The sequence below is a fragment of the Allobosea sp. 05T433 genome (assembly GCF_056396065.1).
Map to the genome: position 1 here is coordinate 1 of NZ_JBFTKS010000049.1, position 20,496 is coordinate 20,496.

Annotated in this window: 19 protein-coding genes and 3 pseudogenes; 16 read left to right on the forward strand and 6 right to left on the reverse strand. The window is 61.9% G+C overall.

What is annotated here, in order from left to right; all coding sequences use genetic code 11:
- Positions 1–151, forward strand: a pseudogene (locus AC1DGP_RS33135) (IS481 family transposase); the annotation flags it as partial.
- Here AC1DGP_RS33135 and AC1DGP_RS33140 read toward each other — a convergent pair.
- Positions 129–237 (reverse strand): annotated as a pseudogene (locus AC1DGP_RS33140) (cyclophilin-like fold protein); the annotation flags it as partial. The pseudogenes AC1DGP_RS33135 and AC1DGP_RS33140 overlap by 23 nt on opposite strands.
- 187 nt (positions 238–424) lie before the next feature.
- Here AC1DGP_RS33140 and AC1DGP_RS33145 point away from each other — a divergent pair.
- Together AC1DGP_RS33145 and AC1DGP_RS33150 are read left to right on the forward strand one after the other, a co-directional pair.
- Positions 425–1,279 carry a transglutaminase-like domain-containing protein gene (locus AC1DGP_RS33145; RefSeq protein ID WP_476833121.1) on the forward strand — a complete coding sequence of 285 codons (855 nt, stop codon included), beginning with the start codon at positions 425–427 and terminating at the stop codon, positions 1,277–1,279.
- A 533-nt stretch (positions 1,280–1,812) separates the two neighbouring features.
- Positions 1,813–2,238: a DUF1236 domain-containing protein gene (locus AC1DGP_RS33150; protein ID WP_441508923.1), complete on the forward strand. Its 426-nt coding sequence runs from the start codon at positions 1,813–1,815 to the stop codon at positions 2,236–2,238.
- Positions 2,239–2,364: 126 nt separating this feature from the next.
- On the opposite strand, the gene AC1DGP_RS33155 is transcribed toward AC1DGP_RS33150, so the two are convergent.
- A complete protein-coding gene (locus AC1DGP_RS33155; RefSeq protein WP_476833122.1) occupies positions 2,365–2,547 on the reverse strand; it encodes a DUF3606 domain-containing protein in 183 nt (60 codons plus the stop codon).
- Positions 2,548–3,186: 639 nt separating this feature from the next.
- Between AC1DGP_RS33155 and AC1DGP_RS33160 the strand changes: the two genes are divergently transcribed.
- The 3 genes from AC1DGP_RS33160 to AC1DGP_RS33170 all read left to right on the forward strand — a co-directional run bounded on the left by AC1DGP_RS33160 (position 3,187) and on the right by AC1DGP_RS33170 (position 5,066).
- Entirely contained in the window at positions 3,187–4,257 is a 1,071-nt protein-coding gene (locus tag AC1DGP_RS33160; protein ID WP_476833123.1) for a YihY/virulence factor BrkB family protein, read from the forward strand.
- Between the two features lie 101 nt (positions 4,258–4,358).
- Positions 4,359–4,628 carry a hypothetical protein gene (locus AC1DGP_RS33165; RefSeq protein WP_476833124.1) on the forward strand — a complete coding sequence of 90 codons (270 nt, stop codon included), beginning with the start codon at positions 4,359–4,361 and terminating at the stop codon, positions 4,626–4,628.
- Between the two features lie 3 nt (positions 4,629–4,631).
- Positions 4,632–5,066, forward strand: coding sequence for a hypothetical protein (locus tag AC1DGP_RS33170; protein WP_476833125.1), 435 nt, complete (start codon positions 4,632–4,634; stop codon positions 5,064–5,066).
- A gap of 16 nt (positions 5,067–5,082) precedes the next feature.
- On the opposite strand, the pseudogene AC1DGP_RS33175 reads toward AC1DGP_RS33170, so the two are convergent.
- A pseudogene (locus tag AC1DGP_RS33175) lies at positions 5,083–5,573 on the reverse strand (amylo-alpha-1,6-glucosidase); the annotation flags it as partial.
- A 21-nt stretch (positions 5,574–5,594) separates the two neighbouring features.
- Positions 5,595–6,491, reverse strand: coding sequence for a LysR substrate-binding domain-containing protein (locus AC1DGP_RS33180; protein ID WP_476833126.1), 897 nt, complete (start codon positions 6,489–6,491; stop codon positions 5,595–5,597).
- Positions 6,492–6,822: 331 nt separating this feature from the next.
- Here AC1DGP_RS33180 and AC1DGP_RS33185 point away from each other — a divergent pair, with 331 nt between their 5' ends.
- The 8 genes from AC1DGP_RS33185 to AC1DGP_RS33220 all read left to right on the forward strand — a co-directional run bounded on the left by AC1DGP_RS33185 (position 6,823) and on the right by AC1DGP_RS33220 (position 16,687).
- The gene (locus tag AC1DGP_RS33185) at positions 6,823–8,013 is read left to right on the forward strand and encodes a DUF3734 domain-containing protein (protein ID WP_476833143.1); all 1,191 of its coding nucleotides are present in this window, start codon (positions 6,823–6,825) and stop codon (positions 8,011–8,013) included.
- Positions 8,014–8,044: 31 nt separating this feature from the next.
- Entirely contained in the window at positions 8,045–8,842 is a 798-nt protein-coding gene (locus AC1DGP_RS33190; protein ID WP_476833127.1) for an acetoacetate decarboxylase, read from the forward strand.
- A gap of 28 nt (positions 8,843–8,870) precedes the next feature.
- Positions 8,871–9,650, forward strand: coding sequence for a 3-hydroxybutyrate dehydrogenase (locus AC1DGP_RS33195; protein WP_476833144.1), 780 nt, complete (start codon positions 8,871–8,873; stop codon positions 9,648–9,650).
- Positions 9,651–9,957: 307 nt separating this feature from the next.
- Positions 9,958–11,055, forward strand: a complete 1,098-nt coding sequence (locus AC1DGP_RS33200; protein WP_476833128.1) for an efflux RND transporter periplasmic adaptor subunit — start codon at positions 9,958–9,960, stop codon at positions 11,053–11,055.
- Positions 11,052–12,131, forward strand: coding sequence for an efflux RND transporter periplasmic adaptor subunit (locus AC1DGP_RS33205; RefSeq protein WP_476833129.1), 1,080 nt, complete (start codon positions 11,052–11,054; stop codon positions 12,129–12,131). Before AC1DGP_RS33200 ends, AC1DGP_RS33205 begins: the two co-directional genes overlap by 4 nt.
- A complete protein-coding gene (locus AC1DGP_RS33210) occupies positions 12,128–15,217 on the forward strand; it encodes an efflux RND transporter permease subunit (RefSeq protein ID WP_476833130.1) in 3,090 nt (1,029 codons plus the stop codon). Before AC1DGP_RS33205 ends, AC1DGP_RS33210 begins: the two co-directional genes overlap by 4 nt.
- 143 nt (positions 15,218–15,360) lie before the next feature.
- The gene (locus AC1DGP_RS33215) at positions 15,361–16,068 is read left to right on the forward strand and encodes a TetR/AcrR family transcriptional regulator (protein WP_476833131.1); all 708 of its coding nucleotides are present in this window, start codon (positions 15,361–15,363) and stop codon (positions 16,066–16,068) included.
- A gap of 124 nt (positions 16,069–16,192) precedes the next feature.
- A complete protein-coding gene (locus AC1DGP_RS33220) occupies positions 16,193–16,687 on the forward strand; it encodes a hypothetical protein (RefSeq protein WP_476833132.1) in 495 nt (164 codons plus the stop codon).
- 633 nt (positions 16,688–17,320) lie between these two features.
- On the opposite strand, the gene AC1DGP_RS33225 is transcribed toward AC1DGP_RS33220, so the two are convergent.
- Positions 17,321–17,740, reverse strand: coding sequence for a winged helix-turn-helix transcriptional regulator (locus tag AC1DGP_RS33225; protein ID WP_476833133.1), 420 nt, complete (start codon positions 17,738–17,740; stop codon positions 17,321–17,323).
- 51 nt (positions 17,741–17,791) lie between these two features.
- Here AC1DGP_RS33225 and AC1DGP_RS33230 point away from each other — a divergent pair, with 51 nt between their 5' ends.
- Entirely contained in the window at positions 17,792–18,118 is a 327-nt protein-coding gene (locus AC1DGP_RS33230) for a nuclear transport factor 2 family protein (RefSeq protein ID WP_476833134.1), read from the forward strand.
- Positions 18,115–18,897, forward strand: coding sequence for an SDR family oxidoreductase (locus AC1DGP_RS33235; RefSeq protein WP_476833135.1), 783 nt, complete (start codon positions 18,115–18,117; stop codon positions 18,895–18,897). The genes AC1DGP_RS33230 and AC1DGP_RS33235 overlap by 4 nt, the downstream gene beginning before the upstream one ends.
- A gap of 306 nt (positions 18,898–19,203) precedes the next feature.
- Here AC1DGP_RS33235 and AC1DGP_RS33240 read toward each other — a convergent pair whose 3' ends face one another.
- Positions 19,204–20,358, reverse strand: a complete 1,155-nt coding sequence (locus AC1DGP_RS33240; protein ID WP_476833136.1) for an alpha/beta hydrolase — start codon at positions 20,356–20,358, stop codon at positions 19,204–19,206.
- Between the last annotated feature and the right edge of the window lie 138 nt (positions 20,359–20,496).

The window sequence follows — 20,496 nt, forward strand, 5'->3', positions numbered from 1 at the left end:
GGTGGTCTTCGTTACCGCCTACAACTTCGCCAAGCATCTCAAGGCGCTGCGATGGCGAACGCCCTATCAGGCCATCTGCGACGCCTGGATCAGTGACCCGTCACCCTTCAAAATCAATCCGCACCATCTCATCCCGAGACCGCACATCTAGAAGAGGCTGGATCAATGCGCCCGAGCCGGATCAGCCCTCGGGAACCATCGATAGTCCGCGTAGAAGAAGGCGAGGTTGCCCCAGGGTTACTTCGCGAAAAGGCCACGCCCTCCACAGGCGCAGGAACTTTTTCGGTAGCCCCGCACAGCTCCGGCGGAACGCGGAGCCCCGGATCAACCCCCCTCCACAATCTAGGCATCCCGACTGAGGAACCTCACGGCCCCCCGCGAAGTTCGGCTGGAGAAATTACTGGCTTCGACAAGGAAATTCTTGATGGAAATCCGCCTCGGCTATCACATTGAGATTGTTACACAGCAGCCGACGCCGGCCCTTCTCTTGCTGGATCCTCATCCAGGCCGCGATGCCGATATCGTAAGTCGCCTGGTCCGGACGGTGACATCGCTGGTCGACGGAAGCCCCGTGTTGACCAGCGAATATTCAGACAGCTTTGGCAATCGCCGTCGCCGCCTTGTCGTACCGACGGGTGGCGTCGCATTCAAAAGTGCCATGACCGTGCGGGACTCGGGCGAAGTCGATCTCGCGAACCGCAGCGCTCGTGAAGTATTTCCGGGAGACCTACCTTCGGATGTCCTAGACTACATCCTGCCAAGCCGGTACTGCGAATCCGATGAGCTTGCGGGCATTGCCTGGAATTTGTTTGGCAACTTCGCTGGTGGATGGAACCGCGTCCAGCAGATCTGCAACTTTGTGAATGCTCATATTCGCTTCGATTATCAACTGGCGCGGGCCACCCGCACGGCAGCGCAGTCGTTGAATGAATGCGTAGGGGTCTGTCGCGATTTTACCCATCTCGCCATAGCGTTCTGCCGCGCCATGAATATTCCAGCGAGATATTGCAATGGGTTTCTCGGCGATATCGGAGTCCCGCCTGACCCAGCGCCAATGGATTACAATGCCTGGTTAGAGGCCTATCTCGACGGCTGTTGGTATACTTTCGACGCGCGGCACAACGTACCGCGGATTGGCCGCATCCTGGTCGCCAGGGGAAGAGACGCGGCGGACATCCCGATGATCCACACCTTCGGGCCGCATTTCCTTCAAAAATTCGAGGTGACAACCGACGAGGTTATCCCGCGTAACTGTGTCAGAAACCGGCGAACCGGCTGATAGGAGCAAAAGACCTCATTGGCCGGAATCGAAACCTGCCTATCACTTCCTGATCCGTTCAGAGCCGTTGCGACGTCAGTGCCGAACTCTGGCCAACCCGACGCCCTAACCGACACTTTGGACTCGCGCGAAGCCTCGCCCAATCCTGTAGTGACATTCCCTGAGAAGAGTGCGCGTCGTCGACCCAGTGCCCGCGACGAAAAATAACGGCAGTTAGCGGCGGGGCAGTATTATAAAATCTCGTTGGGTGCCGAGAGCCCTCGAACGCTCTTCGAGGGGATGCTCTCCCGCGCGTGCACCGACCCGGATTGTTCGATCCGCTCTCAGCTTCCACGCCGTCGCAGGTGCTCTCGCGAGGAAGCCGTTTCGGCCTCTGTCCGGATCGTCAATGTTGTAGAAGACTATCCCATCCGCGACATTCGAAAACTCTAAACAGTGCCGTTGGCACCTGAGTCAAATTCTGAACAAACGTTCATGGAACCAATGGCTTAGCAGCCCGTTCTAATGGTCGGCGGGGGCCATTGGAGGTCGACATGATCAAGAAGATTATCCTGGTTTCTGCGCTTGCTCTTATGCCAGTCGGGGTTTTCGCGCAGTCGAATTCTGGTGCGGCAGGCGGCGCTGCGGCGGGTGCAGGAGCCGGAGCCGTCGGAGGCGCGATTGTCGGCGGTCCGGCTGGAGCGGCAGTTGGAGCCGTGGGCGGCGCCGTTGGCGGCGCGATCGTTGGCGGTATCGCGGCGGATCAGCGTACTGAATTCCGCACCTATGTGAGGGAACAGAAGGTGCCGTCGGTCGCCTACAAGGAGAAGGTTGTGGTCGGTGCCACTCTTCCCGAGACCGTCACTTACCGAGAGGTGCCGGCTCGCTATGGAAAAACCGAGTATCGCTACACCGTCATCAACGATCAGCCGGTCCTGGTCGAACCCAAGACCCGCAAGATCGTCCAGATCATCGAGTGACGTCTACGGCCCGCCGGAAACGGCGGGCCGCCACCAGAAGCTGGTCTAGCGTGCCTTGGTCTTGTTCGCTTCACTTTGAACTCCCCAACTAAAAACTGATTGCTCCATAAACGGTACTACGACGAACTAATCAGGCTTGCCTAAAACCTTCGCGACGGCGGCCGAGCTCGGCCCCGCTTTTTCTACCGCCATTTTCAATTGCTCGATGCTGACGCCCCACTTTTGCGTCCAGTACTTCACCTCGTGGGGTTCATTCACATTGATGCGCGAGCGGTCCTGCGCACCTCTTTTGGTGAGATCGTCCGGCATGGGAACCTCCTTGAATCCCATTGAACCTCGTTCATGGATCGAAGTTCCGAGTGACGGTGGCAGATGGCGCGAGGTTGTTCTCGGAAAGACGGAACTGGACCGATGGCGCTGACTGATGTCCGCGATCCAGCTGGTGATCGCCCAAATAGGCTGGTTACAGAGTGCGGGTTAGCGCAAAACATCAAATCGATCCTGCCCAAGCCGCTCGCACTCGGATTGGTCGGCCTTCTGTTCTTCGCGAACAGGATCAATATTAGAGCAACCCTGGCCGCCATGGGCACGGCGGAGCGTTGGCGATTGGCGGTCCGTCCTAGTGGCTGACGCTGGTCTCACTTTCCTATGTCAGGGTTCTGCTCATAGTGAAGGTCGATTGGGCGACCGTCGGCCGGGCTATATCGCCAGGTCGCGAGCCAGCGCGATAACATGGACTGCTTCGTTGCCAACCGGCTTGTTCGAATCTTTTGGTGGGCCGCCACCCTGCTCCTGTCCGTCGCCGCGATAGCTACCGTGATTGTCCACTAAGCAACGCCGAATTAGCCCTCGCGTCAGGCGCGGCAGCGGCGTTGACGCTCAAAAGAATGCGAGGTCCGCAACATTATCGAGCGTATTGGCGTTGCTCCCCGCACGGAGGATATGCTGTTGCGGTATGAACGTGCGCTCAGGGGCGTGTCGCTAGCCCTCCTACTGGGCTTCCTGTCTGCGTATGCGATTTCTCGCTTTGAACGTTCCGACAGGAGCGCCCGGGACGATGCCTACGAGAAGAAGGTCGCGCATCGCACCAAGGCCGGAGAAAGTGCGGCCGTCCCGACCGAGATTCCAGCGAAAGGTTGGACTGACATTGCTCGTCGCACCTACCACGAGGTTGAGCGCGATCGGGTCTTGGCAGTTGCGGCAGGTGTGACGTTCTATGGGCTGCTCGCCCTGTTTCCGGCACTAACCGCATTTGTCTCGCTTTACGGACTCGCCGCCGATCCGAGCACAATCGCCGATCAATTCAATATGCTGGACGGATTCTTGCCCGCCGGGGCAACGGATTTTCTTCGTGAGCAGGTTGGCCGTATTGCAGCTGGCGGCGAAACAAAGCTTGGTTTTGCTTTCGCAGTCAGTTTTGGCTTGGCCGTGTGGAGCGCAAACGCCGGAGTGAAAGCACTATTTGATGCCTTGAACGTCGCATATGGCGAAGACGAAAAACGGGGTTTTATCAAGCTGAACCTTGTGTCGTTGGTATTCACCCTTGGGATCCTGGTGTTCTCGATTGCCGCCCTTGGAGCGGTCGCTCTCATTCCCGTAACCTTGGATTACTCCCAACTCGGCGTCGCTGCAGAATGGCTCGTTACGTTGGGCCGCTGGCCAACCCTCATCGGACTTCTTCTTCTTGCGCTGGCAGTTCTCTATCGATACGGACCAAGCCGTGATGAGGCACAATGGGCCTGGGTTAGTCCGGGCGCCTGTTTGGCGGCCGTTGGTTGGCTGGTCGCGTCGATGTTGTTTTCGTGGTACGTGGCGAACTTCGAAGACTACAACAAAACCTACGGCGCAATCGGCGCAGTGATAGGCCTGCTCACCTGGATGTGGTTGTCCGCGATGATCGTTCTCGTGGGCGCCGAATTAAATTCAGAAGCCGAGCGCCAAACCTATCTCGACACCACAAAAGGTGCGCCGATGCCGATTGGCATGCGTGGCGCCGATGCGGCCGATCGCAAAGGATGACCCAATATTTGCTGCTGAACGCTTTCAGCAGGACCAAGGGAACAGGGACGGGCGCAGGTCGTTAGGCTCACATCGATGTTGCCGCCAACCTGGAGACCGCCATGGCCACGTCCAAGAGACAAACCGGCACCCGGCCCCGTTCGACATCCCAAGGCGCCGAATTGGCTCAAACACTGAGGGATGCTGGCAGCACCGTTTCAGACAATCTGCGTTCCGTGGGTGTCAATACAGACGAAATGGCAGAAATCGCTGAACGGCGCGTGACGGAACTCCAGGAAATGCTGATGGACGAGATTCGGGCTCGGCCTCTTAGAGCACTTGGCTGGGCGGCAGCCGCGGGCCTGCTGGTCGGCTTGTGGGCGGCGAAATAGCTCATGGGATCGCTGATAGCCACATTGGTTGCGCCTCTCGCCGCGGCGATCAAACAAAAGGTGATTGCCTACGCACTCATGGTATGTGCTGTGTTGCTGGTTGTTTTTGCGACCGCCTACACTCTCGATGCGGCGCACAGCTGGCTGGCGTTTCGATATGGCCCAATCAGCGCAAGCTTGAGCGTCGCAGGCGCCCTGCTCGTCACGGCGGGCGTTTGCGTCGGATTTGCATTCTATATCCGCGGGCGGCCGGTCTCGACGCTGCCGGCCGCAAAGGCGTCCCTTGAGACTTACGCGCGTTTGCTTCGTCCCAAGTTTTCAAAGACCGGTGTGGCACTGGCCGCGGCCATTGCTGGTGGGCTGACTTCATTCACGGCTATCGCAAGCTCGAGGCGTCTGAGGTCAATATTGTCCGGCCGGCCTAGTCATAATCCCTAAGGCCGCCCGAGCAGACTTACTTGGTTTTAACCAAAAACGACCGGGCATTTCTGCCTTCCCTGCGCTTCAGGACATTGATCGTGACCTCGCGTTTGTGCGATGCACACGCAAATCGAATTGAGAGGCGCCTATTCTTAGTCCGCGTATTGTCACGTCGTCGAAGAATGATGGCAGGATCGGATCCGTTAGCCTCCCCTCGTTCGTCGCCGCCCGCAATCGCAGGCCCAGGCGCGCGGCCAGCATCGCGAAAGGTGCGGCGGCAGCCCACGGCTGAGGCGAACAGGCCACCGGATAGGCAGTCGGGGTCCGCCGGCGCCTTCGCAGGAAGCCGCAGAACAATTCCGGCAAGCGGCGCTGTTCCTGATAAATCGCCGCGTCGAAGATCCCCTCAAACAGTCGCGCAGCCTCTGCTTTCAAGCCATGCTTGCCAAAACCGAGGGCGATCAGTGCGCTGTCATGGGGCCATGCCGAGCCATTGTGATAGGACATCGGATTGTAGCGGGCTTCATCGACATTAAGCACCGCACATCACAGCTGATCGACACGCACCATCTGTAGGAAATTGACGACGGCGGGGTCGTCGGCGTCGCGGCGGAAGACAACCTCGGTGCCGATCTGGATAGTGTTGCCCGAGATCGGCCGGTAGACCACATGCTCGCCGATGCTGATCGAACTGACCGACGATGGCACGATGGCCACGCCCAGTCCGGCGCCGACGAGGCTGATGAGAGAAAATCCGCTGCGCGCCTCATGTGCGACGCGCGGCGCAAACCCGAGCGTCAACTGGACCAACGAGCGGTCCTGCTCGACGTCCGACCCGACATAGAGGATGAAGGGTTCATCGGCCAGCGCCTCACGCGGAATCCGGCTGCGCTGCGCGAGGGGATGGTCCACCGGAAGCGCGATCCGCAGCGGCCATTCCATCAGTCGGATCGCATCAAGATCCTGTGGCAGTTTCCACGCAGGACTTCCGATAAAGCTGGCGAGGAAGCCGATTTGGATTCGACCCTCCAGCAACTGGGCGATCTGAGTGCTCGGATGGAGTTCTTGCAGGCCGAGCTCGACGTCGGGCATTCGCCGCCGGTACTCCCGCAGAGTTTTCGACAGCACCCCAGAGTAGGAAACGTCGGCGGAGTAGGCGATTTCGATGCGGCCGATTTCGCCGCGCCCTGCCCGGCGGGCGACGAGCGCGGCATGCTGTGCCTGTTCAAGGGTGCGGCGGGCCTCCTTGAGGAACAGCCGGCCAGCCTCTGTCAGGGTCACTACCCGGTTCGTCCGGTTAAGGAGTTGCACCCCCAGCATCTCCTCCAGAGCCTTGATCTGGATGCTCAGGGCCGGCTGCGCGATGTGAAGCCGTTCGGCTGCTCGGCCAAAATGCAGTTCTTCGGCCGTCGCGACGAAATATCGGAGGTGACGCAGGTCCATTGATATAATTCCTAAATCATCCTCTCGAAATCCATATATTTCGTTGTGAGCGGCCTTCGCAACCTGCGCCTTGTGTCGATCGCCATCGGGGCGGCCCAATCAGCCGTGTAAGCAGAAGCTGCGATTGATATCATATTTCAATCGAAAGTCTCTCAATAATATATTGTACCAAAATTTCAAGCTGAACTATCAACACTTCCGACCTGCCCGGTTCCGTGGATCGTTGATCGCTCGGTGGAGCATGCACCGACTGCATCGGGCCCGCCGAACTCGCACCTGATTTCGCAAGGTTGCGGTATTTTTACTTGAGGCGTTGATGGAAAATCAAACAATGACCCACCCGCCAGCCGGTTTACATCGGCCAATCGTAACATCGCGGCGACGCTCTTCTCGGCCGCCTTTCGATTGCATCGCTCTACTGCTTCAGGGCGGCGGGGCACTCGGATCCTATCAGGCGGGCGTCTATGAGGCCCTGACCGATGCCGGGCTGCATCCCGACTGGGTCGCAGGCATTTCGATCGGCGCCATCAATGCCGCGATCATCGCCGGCAATGCACCCGGCGAACGGGTCGCGCAACTCAGGGTCTTCTGGGAGGGTATCAGCGCCAATCCGCTCCTCGACTGGGCGTTATCCCATGACTCCTTCATGCCGAAGGGCGATGCGGCTCGCGGCGTTTTCAACCAGATCAGCGCATCCTTGGCACTCTTTGGGGGTGCCGCCGGATTCTTTGCGCCCCGGCTACACATTCCGTGGCTGCAACCAGCCGGTACGGAGGGGGCAACCAGCTTCTACGATACGAAGCTGCTCAAATCGACGCTCGAACAGACCGTCGACTTCGAGCGCATCAACTCCGGTGAAATGCGGTTCAGCGTCGGCGCGGTCAATATACGCACTGGCAACTTGGTCTACTTCGACAACACGACCCATGTCATCCGGCCGGAGCATGTGATGGCGAGTGGGGCCTTGCCGCCAGGCTTTCCGCCCGTCGAGATCGACGGCGATTTCTACTGGGACGGTGGTCTGATCTCGAACACGCCGCTGCAATGGGTCGTTGAGGACGGGCCACGCCAGGACACGCTCGCCTTTCAGGTGGACGTGTGGAGTGCGCAAGGAGATCTCCCGCGCAACCTCGCAGACGTGGCAACGCGGCAAAAGGAGATCCAGTACTCCAGCCGGACCCGCGCGAATACTGATCAATTCAAGCGTGTACAGCACTTGCGCTCAACGCTGGGCAAACTCCTGGCGAAGCTGCCCGAAGGTCTGCGAGAGACCGACGAAGCAAAGCTCCTGGGCGGAGAGGCTGATCAAAAGGTCTACAACCTCGTCCACCTCATCTACCGCGCGCAGGGCTACGAGGGGCACTCCAAGGATTACGAGTTCTCACGCCTCACGATGAGGGACCATTGGCGCGCCGGCTATCAGGACGCGACCAGAACACTGCGCCATCCCGAGGTGCTGGAGCGGCCAGCTTCGCCCGACGGCGTATTCACCTTTGATCTCGCCCAGCACGGGCGTGAGTAGTTGCTTTCACCACATAGGAAAGAACAGGACTATGATAGAAGACGAGGTGCGCGAGCGCGCCTTCTCGATGCCGTTGACGAGCCCGGCCTTCCCGCCAGGCCCCTACCGCTTCGTGAACCGCGAATATCTCATCATTACCTACCGGACCGACCCGGCCCGGCTCAGGGCCCTTGTCCCAGAGCCGCTTGAAATCGACGAGCACAGGCCGCTGGTGAAATACGAGTTCATCCGCATGCCGGACTCGGCCGGCTTCGGCGACTACACTGAATCTGGACAAGTCATCCCGGTCAGTTTCGACGGGCACAAGGGTGCCTATACGCATTGCATGTTCCTCAACGACGAGCCGCCCATCGCGGCCGGACGCGAGCTCTGGGGCTTTCCAAAGAAACTTGGCAGCCCCTCATTGCGCACTGAAACCGACACGTTGGTCGGCACGCTCGATTACGGCCCCGTGCGCGTTGCCACGGGCACCATGGGCTACAAGCATCGGCCAGCGGATCGCGCTGCCGTCCTCGCCTCGCTGCAGGAGCCCAACTATCTCCTCAAGATCATTCCTCATGTCGATGGCACGCCGCGCATCTGCGAACTCGTCGAGTACCATCTCGAAAGCGTCGCGCTAAAGGGCGCCTGGACGGGCCCGGCAGCGCTCGACTTCACCTCTCACGCGCTGGCGCCGGTAGCGGAACTCCCCGTGCTGGAAGTCGTCTCGGCAGTCCACCTGGTCGCTGACCTGACGCTCGGACTGGGCACGGTCGTGCATGACTACCTGGCAAAGCCGCGCCGTCAGACCCTGAAGGAAAACACCTATGACTACGCTAATGCAAAGTGACGTTCTGAGCCGCCACCTCCGCCGTCACGTGCCTCTCCAAGACAAAGTGGCGGTGATCACCGGGGCGGCGAGCGGCATCGGAAAGGAGATTGCGCTCACTTTTGTCCGTGAGGGAGCCAGGGTCGTTATCGCAGATCTTGACCGCGACGCGGCCGAAACCACGGCCCGCGACATCGATCCGCGTGCAAAGCGCGCCCTCGGAGTCGCCATGGATGTCACCGACGAAAAGCAGGTCGAGGCTGGCATGTCGCGCGCGATCAAGCACTTCGGGCGCCTCGACGTTCTGCTCAGCAATGCCGGCATTCAGAAGGTCGCGCCCCTGGTGGACTTCGAATTCGCCAATTGGAAGAAGCTGATGAGCGTCCATCTGGATGGAGCCTTTCTGACGACTCGTGCCGCCCTGCGGCAGATGTACCGTCAAAAGAGCGGCAGCATCATCTACATCGGCTCTGTGCATTCCAAGGAAGCCTCGCCGCTCAAAGCTCCTTATGTCACGGCCAAGCACGGCCTGATCGGCCTTGCCAAAGTGGTAGCCAAGGAAGGGGCCGCCCATGGGGTCCGCTCCAACGTGATCTGCCCCGGCTTCGTGCGTACGCCCCTCGTTGAGCAGCAGATCCCGGAGCAGGCACGCGAACTCGGCATCTCCGAGGAGGACGTCGTCCGGACGGTCATGCTGAAGGACACTGTCGACGGCGAGTTCACCACGGTGGCGGACGTGGCCGAGACCGCCACGTTCCTGGCTGCTTTTCCGTCGAATGCGCTCACGGGCCAATCAATCGTCGTCAGTCACGGCTGGTCCATGCACTAGTCGCTCGCTGCCAGAGATGGGCGGCCGGGATCGAAAGGTCCCGGTCGCTTTGCCATGTCTGTTCCCCGCCCGAAGCATCGGCCGCAAGGCGACAACCCGCGACCATCCGCATGGCTCGGACCGGTTTGGCAATGAGCACGCGAGGCGGCGATGTAGACCAGGCCTGTCGCCTAGCCACGCCATTATCCTCGGAGATTGATATTCTGCATCAATCATAAGGCTCTTAACAATATATTGGACCATATCGATGGGCCTGACTATCCCATCCCTCTGAACTTTGGCTTTCAGCCAGGGAAAGGGGCATGTGATGGAATCCAATCGTCGATGGCGGAGTTCGGTCTGTTGCACGGCAATGATTGCCGTGTCGGGCCTGGCCGCCTGCCAGGAACAGACCAGCGGCCCGGAGAACCCACTGACCGCAGTGCAGGTCGAGGCGGTGGCGGTGGCGGACTACGCGCCGGCCATTCGCCTGACCGGCGAGATTCGCCCACGGGTCGAGAGCGACCTGTCCTTCCGGGTGGCAGGTCGCATCACCGAGCGCTTGGTCAATGTCGGCGACCACGTCACGGCAGACCAGGTGCTGGCCAGGCTCGATCCGCAGCAGCAGCTGGCGGCGGTGACCTCCGCCGAGGCCACGGTCCTTTCCGCCGAGGCAGTGCTCCGCCAGGCGACCTCCAGCTACGAGCGCCAGAAGACGTTGATCGCCCGAGGCTTCACGACCCAACGGGAATACGATCAGGCTCAGGAAGCCTACCGCACGGCCGAAGCCGCGCTCGTTGACGCCAGAGCTCAGCTCGGCACCGCCCGCGATCGTCTGTCCGACACGGTGCTGCGGGCCGGCGTCGCCGGCGTCATCACGGGCCGCAATGCCGAGACCGGGCAGGTCATCCAAGTTGCGCAGACCGTGTTTTCGATCGCCCAGGACGGGCCGCGCGATGCTGTTTTCAATGTCAACGAGTCGATTTTCACTCACGAACTGGCAGATCCGGCCATTGCGCTGACGCTCGTGTCCGATCCGTCCGTGACGGCGACCGGCGCCGTACGGGAGGTTTCGCCGACCGTGGACAGGGTCACCGGGACCGTCAGAGCCAAGGTCGGCCTTGCGCAGTCGCCGGCAGCGATGACGCTCGGTACCTCCGTCATTGGCGAGGGCCGGATGCAGCCGCGCAAACTGGTGGTGGTGCCGTGGAGTGCGCTGTCCAGCGGAAGTGGCCAACCGGCGGTGTGGACCGTCGACCGCCAGACGAAAGCTGTGTTGCTGAAGCCGATCACCATCGCAGGCTACGAAACCGGGAAGGTCTTCGTGCGGGAGGGGCTCCAGCCCGGCGAGATGGTCGCGACCGGCGGGGTGCAGTTCCTGCGGCCGAACCAGATTGTCGCGGTTGCCAAAGGGACAGCCCAATGAAACTGGTCCTGATATCCCTGACCGTCTTAGGCGCTGCCGCGCTGCTCTCGGGCTGCAAGGAAGAGCAGCACGCGAAGGCGCAGTCCCCCCGACCGGTTCTCTCCGTCGTAGCGATCCCGCAGACGGCGCGTACCCTGGGCTTCGCCGGAACCGTCGAGCCTCGATACAAATCCGACATCGGCTTTCAGGTGCTCGGGCGCATTGTGAGCCGCGACGTCAATGTTGGTGACGTCGTCAAGAAGGGGGACCGCCTGGCCCGGCTCGATCCCGTCGTTTACGAGCTTGCCGTGCGGTCGGCCCAGGCCGACTTGGCCAGCGCCACCGCCCGTCTCGAAAACGCCGCCGCGACGGAAGCTCGGCAGCGCAAGCTGCTCTCGCAGGACATTTCCAACCAGGCCCAGTTTGACGCCGCCACGCAGGTGCACGAGTCTGCGCTGGCCGGCGTCACCCGCGCAAAGGCAGAGCTCAAAAAGGCCGAGGAGCAGCTCAGCTACACCGAGCTGCAGGCTGACTTCGCCGGCGTCGTCACCACGGTTGCGGCGGAGCTCGGGCAGGTGATCCAGCCGGGCCAGACAGTCGTCTCCGTGGCGCGCCCCGAGATCCGCGAGGCGGTGGTCGACCTGCCCGAAAGCATCGGGCGTGATCTCAAGGCGCAAGCGCGCTTCGACATCGCCCTGCAAGTCGACCCGTCAATCCGAACTGCCGGATCGGTACGAGAGATCGCGCCGCAAGCAGACCCCGCCACCCGCACGCGGCGGGTCAGGATTACGCTCGACAGCCTGGCAAGCAGCTTTCGCCTCGGCACGACGATTACTGCAACGGTCACGACGCCGGCCTCCCCGGGCATCGAGCTGCCGGCCACGGCCCTGCTGGAGCGGGACGGCAAGACCATGATCTGGGTTGTCGATCCCGCCACGCGGACGGTGTCGACCCAAGACGTGACGATTGCCGCGCGCGAGCGAGCTTTCGTTCGGATCCTCGACGGGCTCACCTCCGGCTCCCGCGTTGTCGTCGCCGGCGTGAACAGCCTGACCCGTGGCCAAACAGTCAAAATCCCAGACGGGGCATTCCAATGACAAATCGCTTCAACCTATCCGACTGGGCGCTCGATCACCGCTCCCTCGTCTGGTATTTCATGATCGTCTCGGCCATCGCGGGCATCCTCGCCTACGTCAGTCTGGGGCGCGAAGAGGATCCGTCGTTCACCATCAAGACGATGGTGATCGCCGCCCAGTGGCCCGGCGCCACGGTCGAGGACACCGCCCGCCAAGTCAGCGATCGCATCGAGAAGAAGCTCGAAGAGCTCGACTCGCTTGACTACACCCGCAGCCAGACCACGCCCGGCCAGAGCGTCATCTATGTCACCCTGAAGGACACGGTCAAAGGCCGCGACGTGCCAGGCGTCTGGGTGAAGGTCCGCAACATGATCAACGACATCAAGCGGGAGCTGCCGCAGGGTGTCGTCGGCCCCGCCTTCAACGACGATTTCGGTGACGTCTTCGGCAATGTCTACGCCTTCACCGCGGACGGGCTAACGCAGCGGCAGCTGCGCGACTATGTCGAGGACGTGCGGGCCAAGGTTCTCACGGTACCGAATGTCGGCAAGGTCAACCTGATCGGCTCCCAGGACGAGGTGATCTTCCTCGAATTCTCGACGCGCGAGATGGCCGCCCTCGGTGTCAGCCAGCAGGAGGTGGTCCAGACGCTCCAGGCGCAGAATGCGATCACGCCATCGGGCGTCATCGAGGCCGGACGCGAGCGCATCAGCGTCCGAGTGTCCGGGCAGTTCACGTCGGAGGAAAACCTGCGTGGCCTCAACCTGCGCGTGAACGACCGTTTCTTCCGCCTGAGCGACATCGCCACCATCAGCCGCGGCCACGTCGACCCGCCGCAGGCGCTGTTCCGTTTCAAGGGTCAGCCGGCGATCGGCCTCGCCATCGGCATGAAGACCGGCGCCAACTTGCTTGCGTTCGGCGAGGCGCTGAAGGAGCAGGTGAACAAGATCACCGGCGAATTGCCGATCGGCGTGGGCGTGCACCTCGTCGCCGACCAGCCCGTCGTGGTCGAGGAGGCGGTTGGCGGCTTCACCAAGGCGCTGTTTGAGGCCGTGGCGATCGTGCTGCTGGTCAGCTTCATCAGCCTCGGCATGCGGGCCGGCCTGGTGGTGGCAATCTCCATCCCGCTCGTGCTCGCCATGACCTTCGTGGTGATGCAGTACACTGGCATCTCGCTCCAGCGTATCTCACTGGGCGCCCTCATCATCGCGCTTGGCCTGCTGGTCGACGACGCGATGATTGCCGTCGAGATGATGGTGGCGCGGCTCGAGGCGGGCGACACGCTGCGCAAGGCCGCCACCGCCGTCTTTACCTCAACGGCGTTCCCGATGCTCACTGGCACGCTCGTCACCGTCGCGAGCTTCATCCCGGTCGGGCTCAATAGCAGCAATGCGGGCGAGTATACCTTCACGCTGTTCGTGGTGATCGCGGCCTCGCTGCTGCTGTCCTGGATCGTCGCGGTGCTGTTTGCGCCCCTGCTTGGCGTGACGCTGCTGCCGAAGACAATGAAGAAGCATCACGACAAGCCGAGCCGCCTCATGACGGCGTTCTCGCGCGTCCTCGTCGGCGCCATGCGCTGGCGCTGGCTGACGATCGGCGTGACGGTGGCGATGTTCGGCATCTCGCTCTACGGGATGCGGTTCGTCGAGCAGCAGTTCTTCCCGTCCTCGGACCGCAACGAGCTCCTTGTCGACTTTACCTTGGCGCAGAACGCCTCGATCACCGACACGAAGGCGAAGATGGACCGCTTCGAGGCCAAACTCGTCGATGATGCCGACGTCGATCACTGGTCTTCCTATGTCGGCCAGAGCGCCGTGCGCTTCATCCTCTCCTTCGACCCGCAGCCGGCGAACCCCAATTATGGCCAGATGGTCATCGTGACCAAGAGCATCGCGGCGCGTGAGCGCCTCAGGGCCAAGATCAAGACCTGGACCCGGGAGGAGTTTGCTGGCCTGGATGTGTATGTCGATCTGCTGGCGGTGGGTCCGCCGGCCGGCCGCCCGGTGCAGTACCGGCTCAGCGGACCCGACACCCAGAAGGTAAGGGAGTTGGCGCAGCAGCTCGCGGCGATCGTCGGCGAGCATCCCCAAGTCGGCGACCTCGGTTTCAACTGGAACGAGCCCGCCCGGGTGGTGAAGATCGACGTGCTTCAGGACAAGGCCCGCCAGCTCGGCATGACCTCGCAGGACATCGCCGGCGTCCTCAACGGTGTGGTGGGCGGCACAAGCATCACCCAGGTGCGCGACGCGATCTATCTGGTCGACGTCGTAAGCCGGGCCAGCGCCGCCGAGCGGGGCACCATTGAGACGCTTCAGAACTTGCAGTTGCCAGGCAAGAACGGCCAGTCCGTGCCGCTGGCGGCGGTCGCGACCTTCCGTTACGAGCTCGAACAGCCGGTGATCTGGCGCCGCAGCCGACTGCCGACCGTCACGATCCGGGGCAGCATCGTCGGCGAGACGCAGCCCGCAACGATCGCTCAGCAGCTCGAACCCAGGGTCCAGGAGTTCATCCGCGCACTCCCGGCTGGTTACACTGCGGCAATCGCAGGCCCGGTGGAGGAAAGCGCCAAGTCCCAGGGGCCGATCGCAGCCGTGGTCCCGCTCATGCTGTTCATCATGGCGACGATCCTGATGATTCAGATGCAGAGCTTCTCGCGGCTGTTCCTGGTGGTGGCGGCGGCCCCGCTCGGGCTGATCGGCGTGGTGGCAGCGATGCTGCCCAGCGGCGCTCCCATGGGCTTCGTGGCCATCCTTGGCGTGCTGGCACTGATCGGCATCCTGATCCGCAACTCGGTGATCCTGGTCGTGCAGATCGAGGATCTGCGGCGTGAGGGCTGGGCCCCGTGGCAGGCAGTGGTCGAGGCCACTATGCACCGGACGCGGCCGATCCTGCTGACGGCGGCGGCGGCCAGCCTGGCGCTGATCCCGATCTCGCGCGAAGTGTTTTGGGGACCCATGGCCTACGCCATGATGGGCGGCATCATCGTTGGCACGGTGCTGACCCTCCTTTTCCTGCCAGCGCTCTACGTGGCGTGGTTTCGCATCAAGGCGCCCTCGCAGCCTGCGACGGAACCGCTGTCGGCGCAGCTGGCGTACGAGCCGGCTTAGACCGCGCCGCAATGTTCGCTTGGCCTCCAGAACCGAAACTCCCCCTGAACTGGTCCTGAACGCCAAGACGGCCCCGGCCGTTGTGAGCCGCCGCGCGCGGCCGAGGCCGCATTCCTACCGCCTAAAAAAAGGACGCAATCCCCATGCCGAGTAACAATCCGCCGGGCGGTAGTGAGCGCCAGCCTGATCTCAGGAGCACGCTCACGAAGCGCCAGATCCTGGATGGGGCGCGCCAAGTCTTTCTTATGAACGGCTTTGCGGGCGCCAGCATCGACCAGATCACCGCTCACTCCGGCGTCTCAAAAGCTTCGCTCTACCGCTATTTCGACAGCAAGGATGCCCTCTTCGGCTCGCTGATCGCCGCGGAAGCGGAGAGGATCACGCGGGCACTGCCGTCCATCGATTGGGACGACCCTGACCCGTGCTCCGCCTTGCGCCAGATTGGGATCGCGATTCTCGAAACCCTGAACAATCCGACGACCGTCGTCACCCTGCGTTTGATCATCGGGGCGCTTGGCCGCTTTCCGCGGCTCGGAGAGGAGTTCCGGCGGAACAGCTTGGGCCCGACCGTGGAGCGAATCGCAGCCTATCTCGAAATCCGCGCGATGGCCTACGACGTTCGGATCGACGATAGCCGTGCCGCGGCAGAGGAGTTCGCGCGGCGGTGCCTGTCGCACGTGACCGAGTGTGTTCTGGTGCCCGGCCAGCCTTTCCTAACGGAAGCGGAGTGCACGGCCGTGGTCGAGGATATCCTCCGAAACGACGCCATTCGGCGGTCGGGACGGCGTTCACCCCGGCGGAAGCATCGGCCTCATTCCCCCTCACGACAGGCAAGCATGAGGTCGAGGTAGCTTTCGCTCAGCATCGCGCTGTCGATCACGTGCTGCACTCTATGTCTCGCGTTCTTCCATTGGCCGGACGCCTGAAATCCAGCCGGAAAGAGTGTGGGGTGAGCATACATCCCGGACAAACATCATGAACATCATTCCGCAGTGGATCACCCTGATATCAGCCTGCACCGCGATGATCGCGTCGATCGCCGGCCCGTACGTCAACACGCGGATCGCCAAGATCCAGTTCAAGGCGGACGTGCTTTCGGTTAACCGCCAGAAATGGATCGAGACGATGCGCGACCTGGTGGCGAGCTTGAATTCGCAGTTCCTGACCGTGGCGGCGGTTCGCCAATCCATGGAGGAGCCGACCAGCATCATCATCGCCCGGGATCCCGAGCTGTTCAGGCGCGTGGAGAACCTTCTTCGGACGGTCTCAAAGATTGAGCTCATGCTCAATCCCCTGGAGCAGGACCATCAGCAGCTCAATGCCCTGATGAAGGAGGGGGTCGACAAGCTCCGCTTCCCGCCGTCGGAGCAACGCATAGAGGACCAATTCGAGCTTTTTAGCCGTGACATTACCCAAATCTCGCAAGCGATCCTCAAGCGGGAGTGGGTGCGGGTCAAACGGGGCGAATAGCAAACGGGGCCCGGTCGGTAATCTCCGGCACTCAAATGCGGAGTGCGGTTTCTCGCCCAGCACCACTGCCACATCAGTCGCTAGGAAGGCTGGAGCGGCTACCGGATCAGCTCACCGATGATGCGTTGGACCGCAGTTTAGCGCGCAGCCGCACTCTCCTCGGGAACGGATGCTGCTGCTGGGAGCCGCTGGCGGAGCCACCAACCCTGGACTTCATCCGCTAGGTACCGGCTATCGCGTGGTATTGCCTAATCGAAGGTCAGCTTCCGAACCTAAATCCAAGGGGTGAAATCGACCCAGCTGAGGCATTGGAAAATTGACGCCTGGTGACCGGAGTTGGCCCTTTCCGACATCCAGGGATTCTTCTTTCGGGCAGTCCGGTTGGCGCGCCGGCCGATGGGAAAGATGGCCCTCCTGTGACCTTCCGAAGTTCTGCTGATGGATATGCTCTAGCGGCTTGAAACCGCCAGCCTCGGAGGACGCTACGGCGTCAACGTCACCGCAGTTAACGGCTGCCGGTCACCGGCTTATGGCCGTACCAACACGGCTTCCGCGTGCCTGGAAGAGCGCGGCGCCGTCCGACCGGCGCCTTCACCAGGTCAACGGAACAGGCAACGATACCGAACCGCCCGCCTAGCCCTGACCTTCGGCAGCCGTAGGCGAGGCAGCACCGTCCGATGGCCGCATGTCCTCGCGCAAAGCGGCCCATGTCAGCAGGGCGTCGAGCGCGGGGCAGAGGGCCTGTCCCCACTCAGTTAGCCCGTACTCGACCTTGGGCGGCACCTGATGGTGCACGATGCGGCGGACGATGCCGTCTTGCTCCATCTGTCGGAGCTGCTGGATCAGCATTTTTTGGGAGACGGCGGGGATTGCCCGTTCGAGATCGGAGAAGCGCAGGATCCGTCCGCCGAAGAGATGGAACAGGATCACGAGCTTCCAGCGTCCCTCCAGAAGCTTTAGCGCCTTCTCGACGCCTTCCGCCGCCGTTTCTCGCGTATGGCCCTGCGCCTTACCTTCAGGTTTGTACCTTACTTTTTCGTGCGTACTTGTCATTCGGCGAGTCTAGGTCGATCTCCATGCGCAAGCAACAAGCCGGAGATGCCGATGTCCATCACCCTCCCGAAGCCGATCGCGGATTACTTCGCCGCGGATCGAAAGGATGGCGAAGCGGTCGCCCGCTGTTTCGCCGAGAATGCCACGGTCATCGACGAACACCGGACCTACACCGGTCGTGACGCTATCCGTCGCTGGAAGGCGGAAGCCTCGTCGCAATACAGCTACGTCGTCGAGCCTGTCGCGATCGCCACCGAAGGCGAACGATCGATCGTGACGAGCCATTTGACCGGCAATTTCCCCGGCAGCCCTGTCGATCTGCGTTTCGTCTTCGTCATCGAAAGCGATGTGATCGTCGCGCTGGAGATTGCACCGTGAGCTTCGATCTCGATTTGAAGGGGCGCCGCGCCCTCGTGACAGGCGGCACGAAAGGCCTCGGGGCCGCCGTTGTCTCGGTCCTTCGGGAAGCGGGAGTGCGGGTGGTGGCGACGGCGCGCCGCGTGCCCGAGTCCTCCTCGGACCATCTCCATTACATTGCCGCCGACATCACCACGGCCGAAGGGTGCGCGACAGTGGTCAAGGGGGTGCTCGACCGCCTCGGAGGGATCGATATCATCGTCCATGTCTTAGGCGGATCGAGCGCGCTGCCCGGCGGTTTCGCCGCTCTGGACGATCAACAATGGCAGAAGGAACTGAACCTCAATCTGATGCCAGCCGTTCGGCTCGACCGCGCGCTGCTGCCGTCGATGATCGCGCAAGGGACGGGTGTTATCGTGCACGTCACATCGATACAGCATGTCCTGCCACTGCCCGAGTCGACGACCGCCTATGCGGCGGCCAAGGCAGCACTTTCAACCTACAGCAAGAGCCTGTCGAAGGAGGTGACGCCGAAGGGCGTCCGCGTGGTGCGCGTCTCCCCCGGCTGGATCGAAACGGAGGCCGCCGTCGCTCTCGCCGAGCGTCTGGCCGCGCAGGCCGGCACCGACTACGAGGGCGGCAAGCAGATCATCATGAAAAGCCTGGGCGGCATACCTCTGGGCCGGCCGGCGAAGCCGCCGGAGGTCGCCGACCTCATCGCGTTCCTCGTCTCGCCGCGCGCCGGCGCCATCAGCGGGACGGAGTTCGTCGTTGATGGGGGCACGATCCCGACGGCTTGACCGGCAGAATTCGCTTCCCGAGTGAATCGCTCAGAGCATGTCGATCAGCGACATGAATCTGTAGAGCCCCTCAGGAGCTGCACAAATGGATCGCGGCTCTACAGACCTTGCGGACCGCCAAGGCTCAGACGAGCACGGCGCCGACGGCGGCAGCGTAAATCGGACCGCGAGCAGGTAAAGCTTTGCCAGCAGCATCTGCTGCTGGCACTTCGGCAGCGACGCGGAAGGTCGTGGCGGATGGCCGCGCCAGCGCCGGTGGAAGGGCGCAGCTGGGCCTACAGGCCCAGCCCCGAAGGAGAGAGAGACTCATCGGAACCTGACGAGGCTGGCGGCACCTTCTACCGTTCGTGCCGCCCCTGCCGCGACGGTCCCGAGCTGGTTGGCAATGCCGTTCTTGCTGTCTGCTATCACTTGCCCGGCCACGAGCCGCTCCCCGAGCAACCGGACGACCTCGGGGCGCTCCGCGAACTTGCCGTGGTTGAGAGGATCGCCGCCCTTTAGCGCCGTCAGGTCCAGGACTGTCACACCAGCCCTCTCCAGTTCGGACCTATACGGCTCGGCGGTCGGATTGATCTGGCCGAGCCGGTCAACATCACCGCCGATGAGACGCGACATATCGAGAGCCTTGTCGTCCTGAGATACGAACAGGGTGAGCTGCGGACGCAGAGGTCCCTGTTCCAGCCACTGCTTGCGGAAGACCTGAACATCGATATCCGGAGACGCCAGAACGACGTTGCTGATCTTGGCCGCAACACGGCCGTCGCGGATCGCCATTTGCCGCAGGGCCTCGACAACAAGCCAGCTTCCCATCGAATGGGCCATGATCGTGATGTCGCCCACTATGGGATCCTGGGCGGCTCGCCGCAGAACTTCCTCTAGCTGCGTGCGGGAGTAGTTCGTGCTTTCCCGGTCGTAGGCGTAGTCGAGGACATTGCCCCGAGAGGGCCAGGTGAACAGGATCGGCGCGACGTCAGCACGGGCATCGTGCACAATCTGGGCGAAACGGTACACCGCATCTTCGTAGCGATTGTTGAATCCGTGCACGAAGATCAGGACGCGACGACTACGCGGCAGATGCTGCTTCACCCATCCGCGGATCTCGCCGAGATTGGACAAGGGCCTGACCCTTGTCGTCGCGAAGTCCGTTGCAGGATTGGGCGGCAGTTGCTTCGGCCATTGTACCTGTCCGACCTGCCGGTTTTGCGGTGGAGGAATCGAAACCGTGAGTGCGGTCGACTGCAACGCCTCACCGCGCTCTCCTGAAAATAGAACCCCCGGTTCCGAGCTCGACGCCCGCGTGGTCGCTACGAGGAGGTCGACCCGTGATGTACCTGGAACCGTCGCCTCGACCGGGCTCATCACGCCTTTGGGAAGCGCCGCGCAGCCCATCAAACCCAGGCAGAGTGGAAGGGCGGCGATAAGAAGTAGGGGTTGGGGCAGGATGTGACGTTGTCTCGACATCCTAGAAACGTTAGTCATGAGTCTTCACTTGCCTTGCCTGCTTCGACCGATCCGTCAACGCAACCCGTTGCGGACATTACGAGGTGGCAAAAACGCTCGCTAAAAAACCCCTTCCGGTCCAATATATTGCTTTTCGCC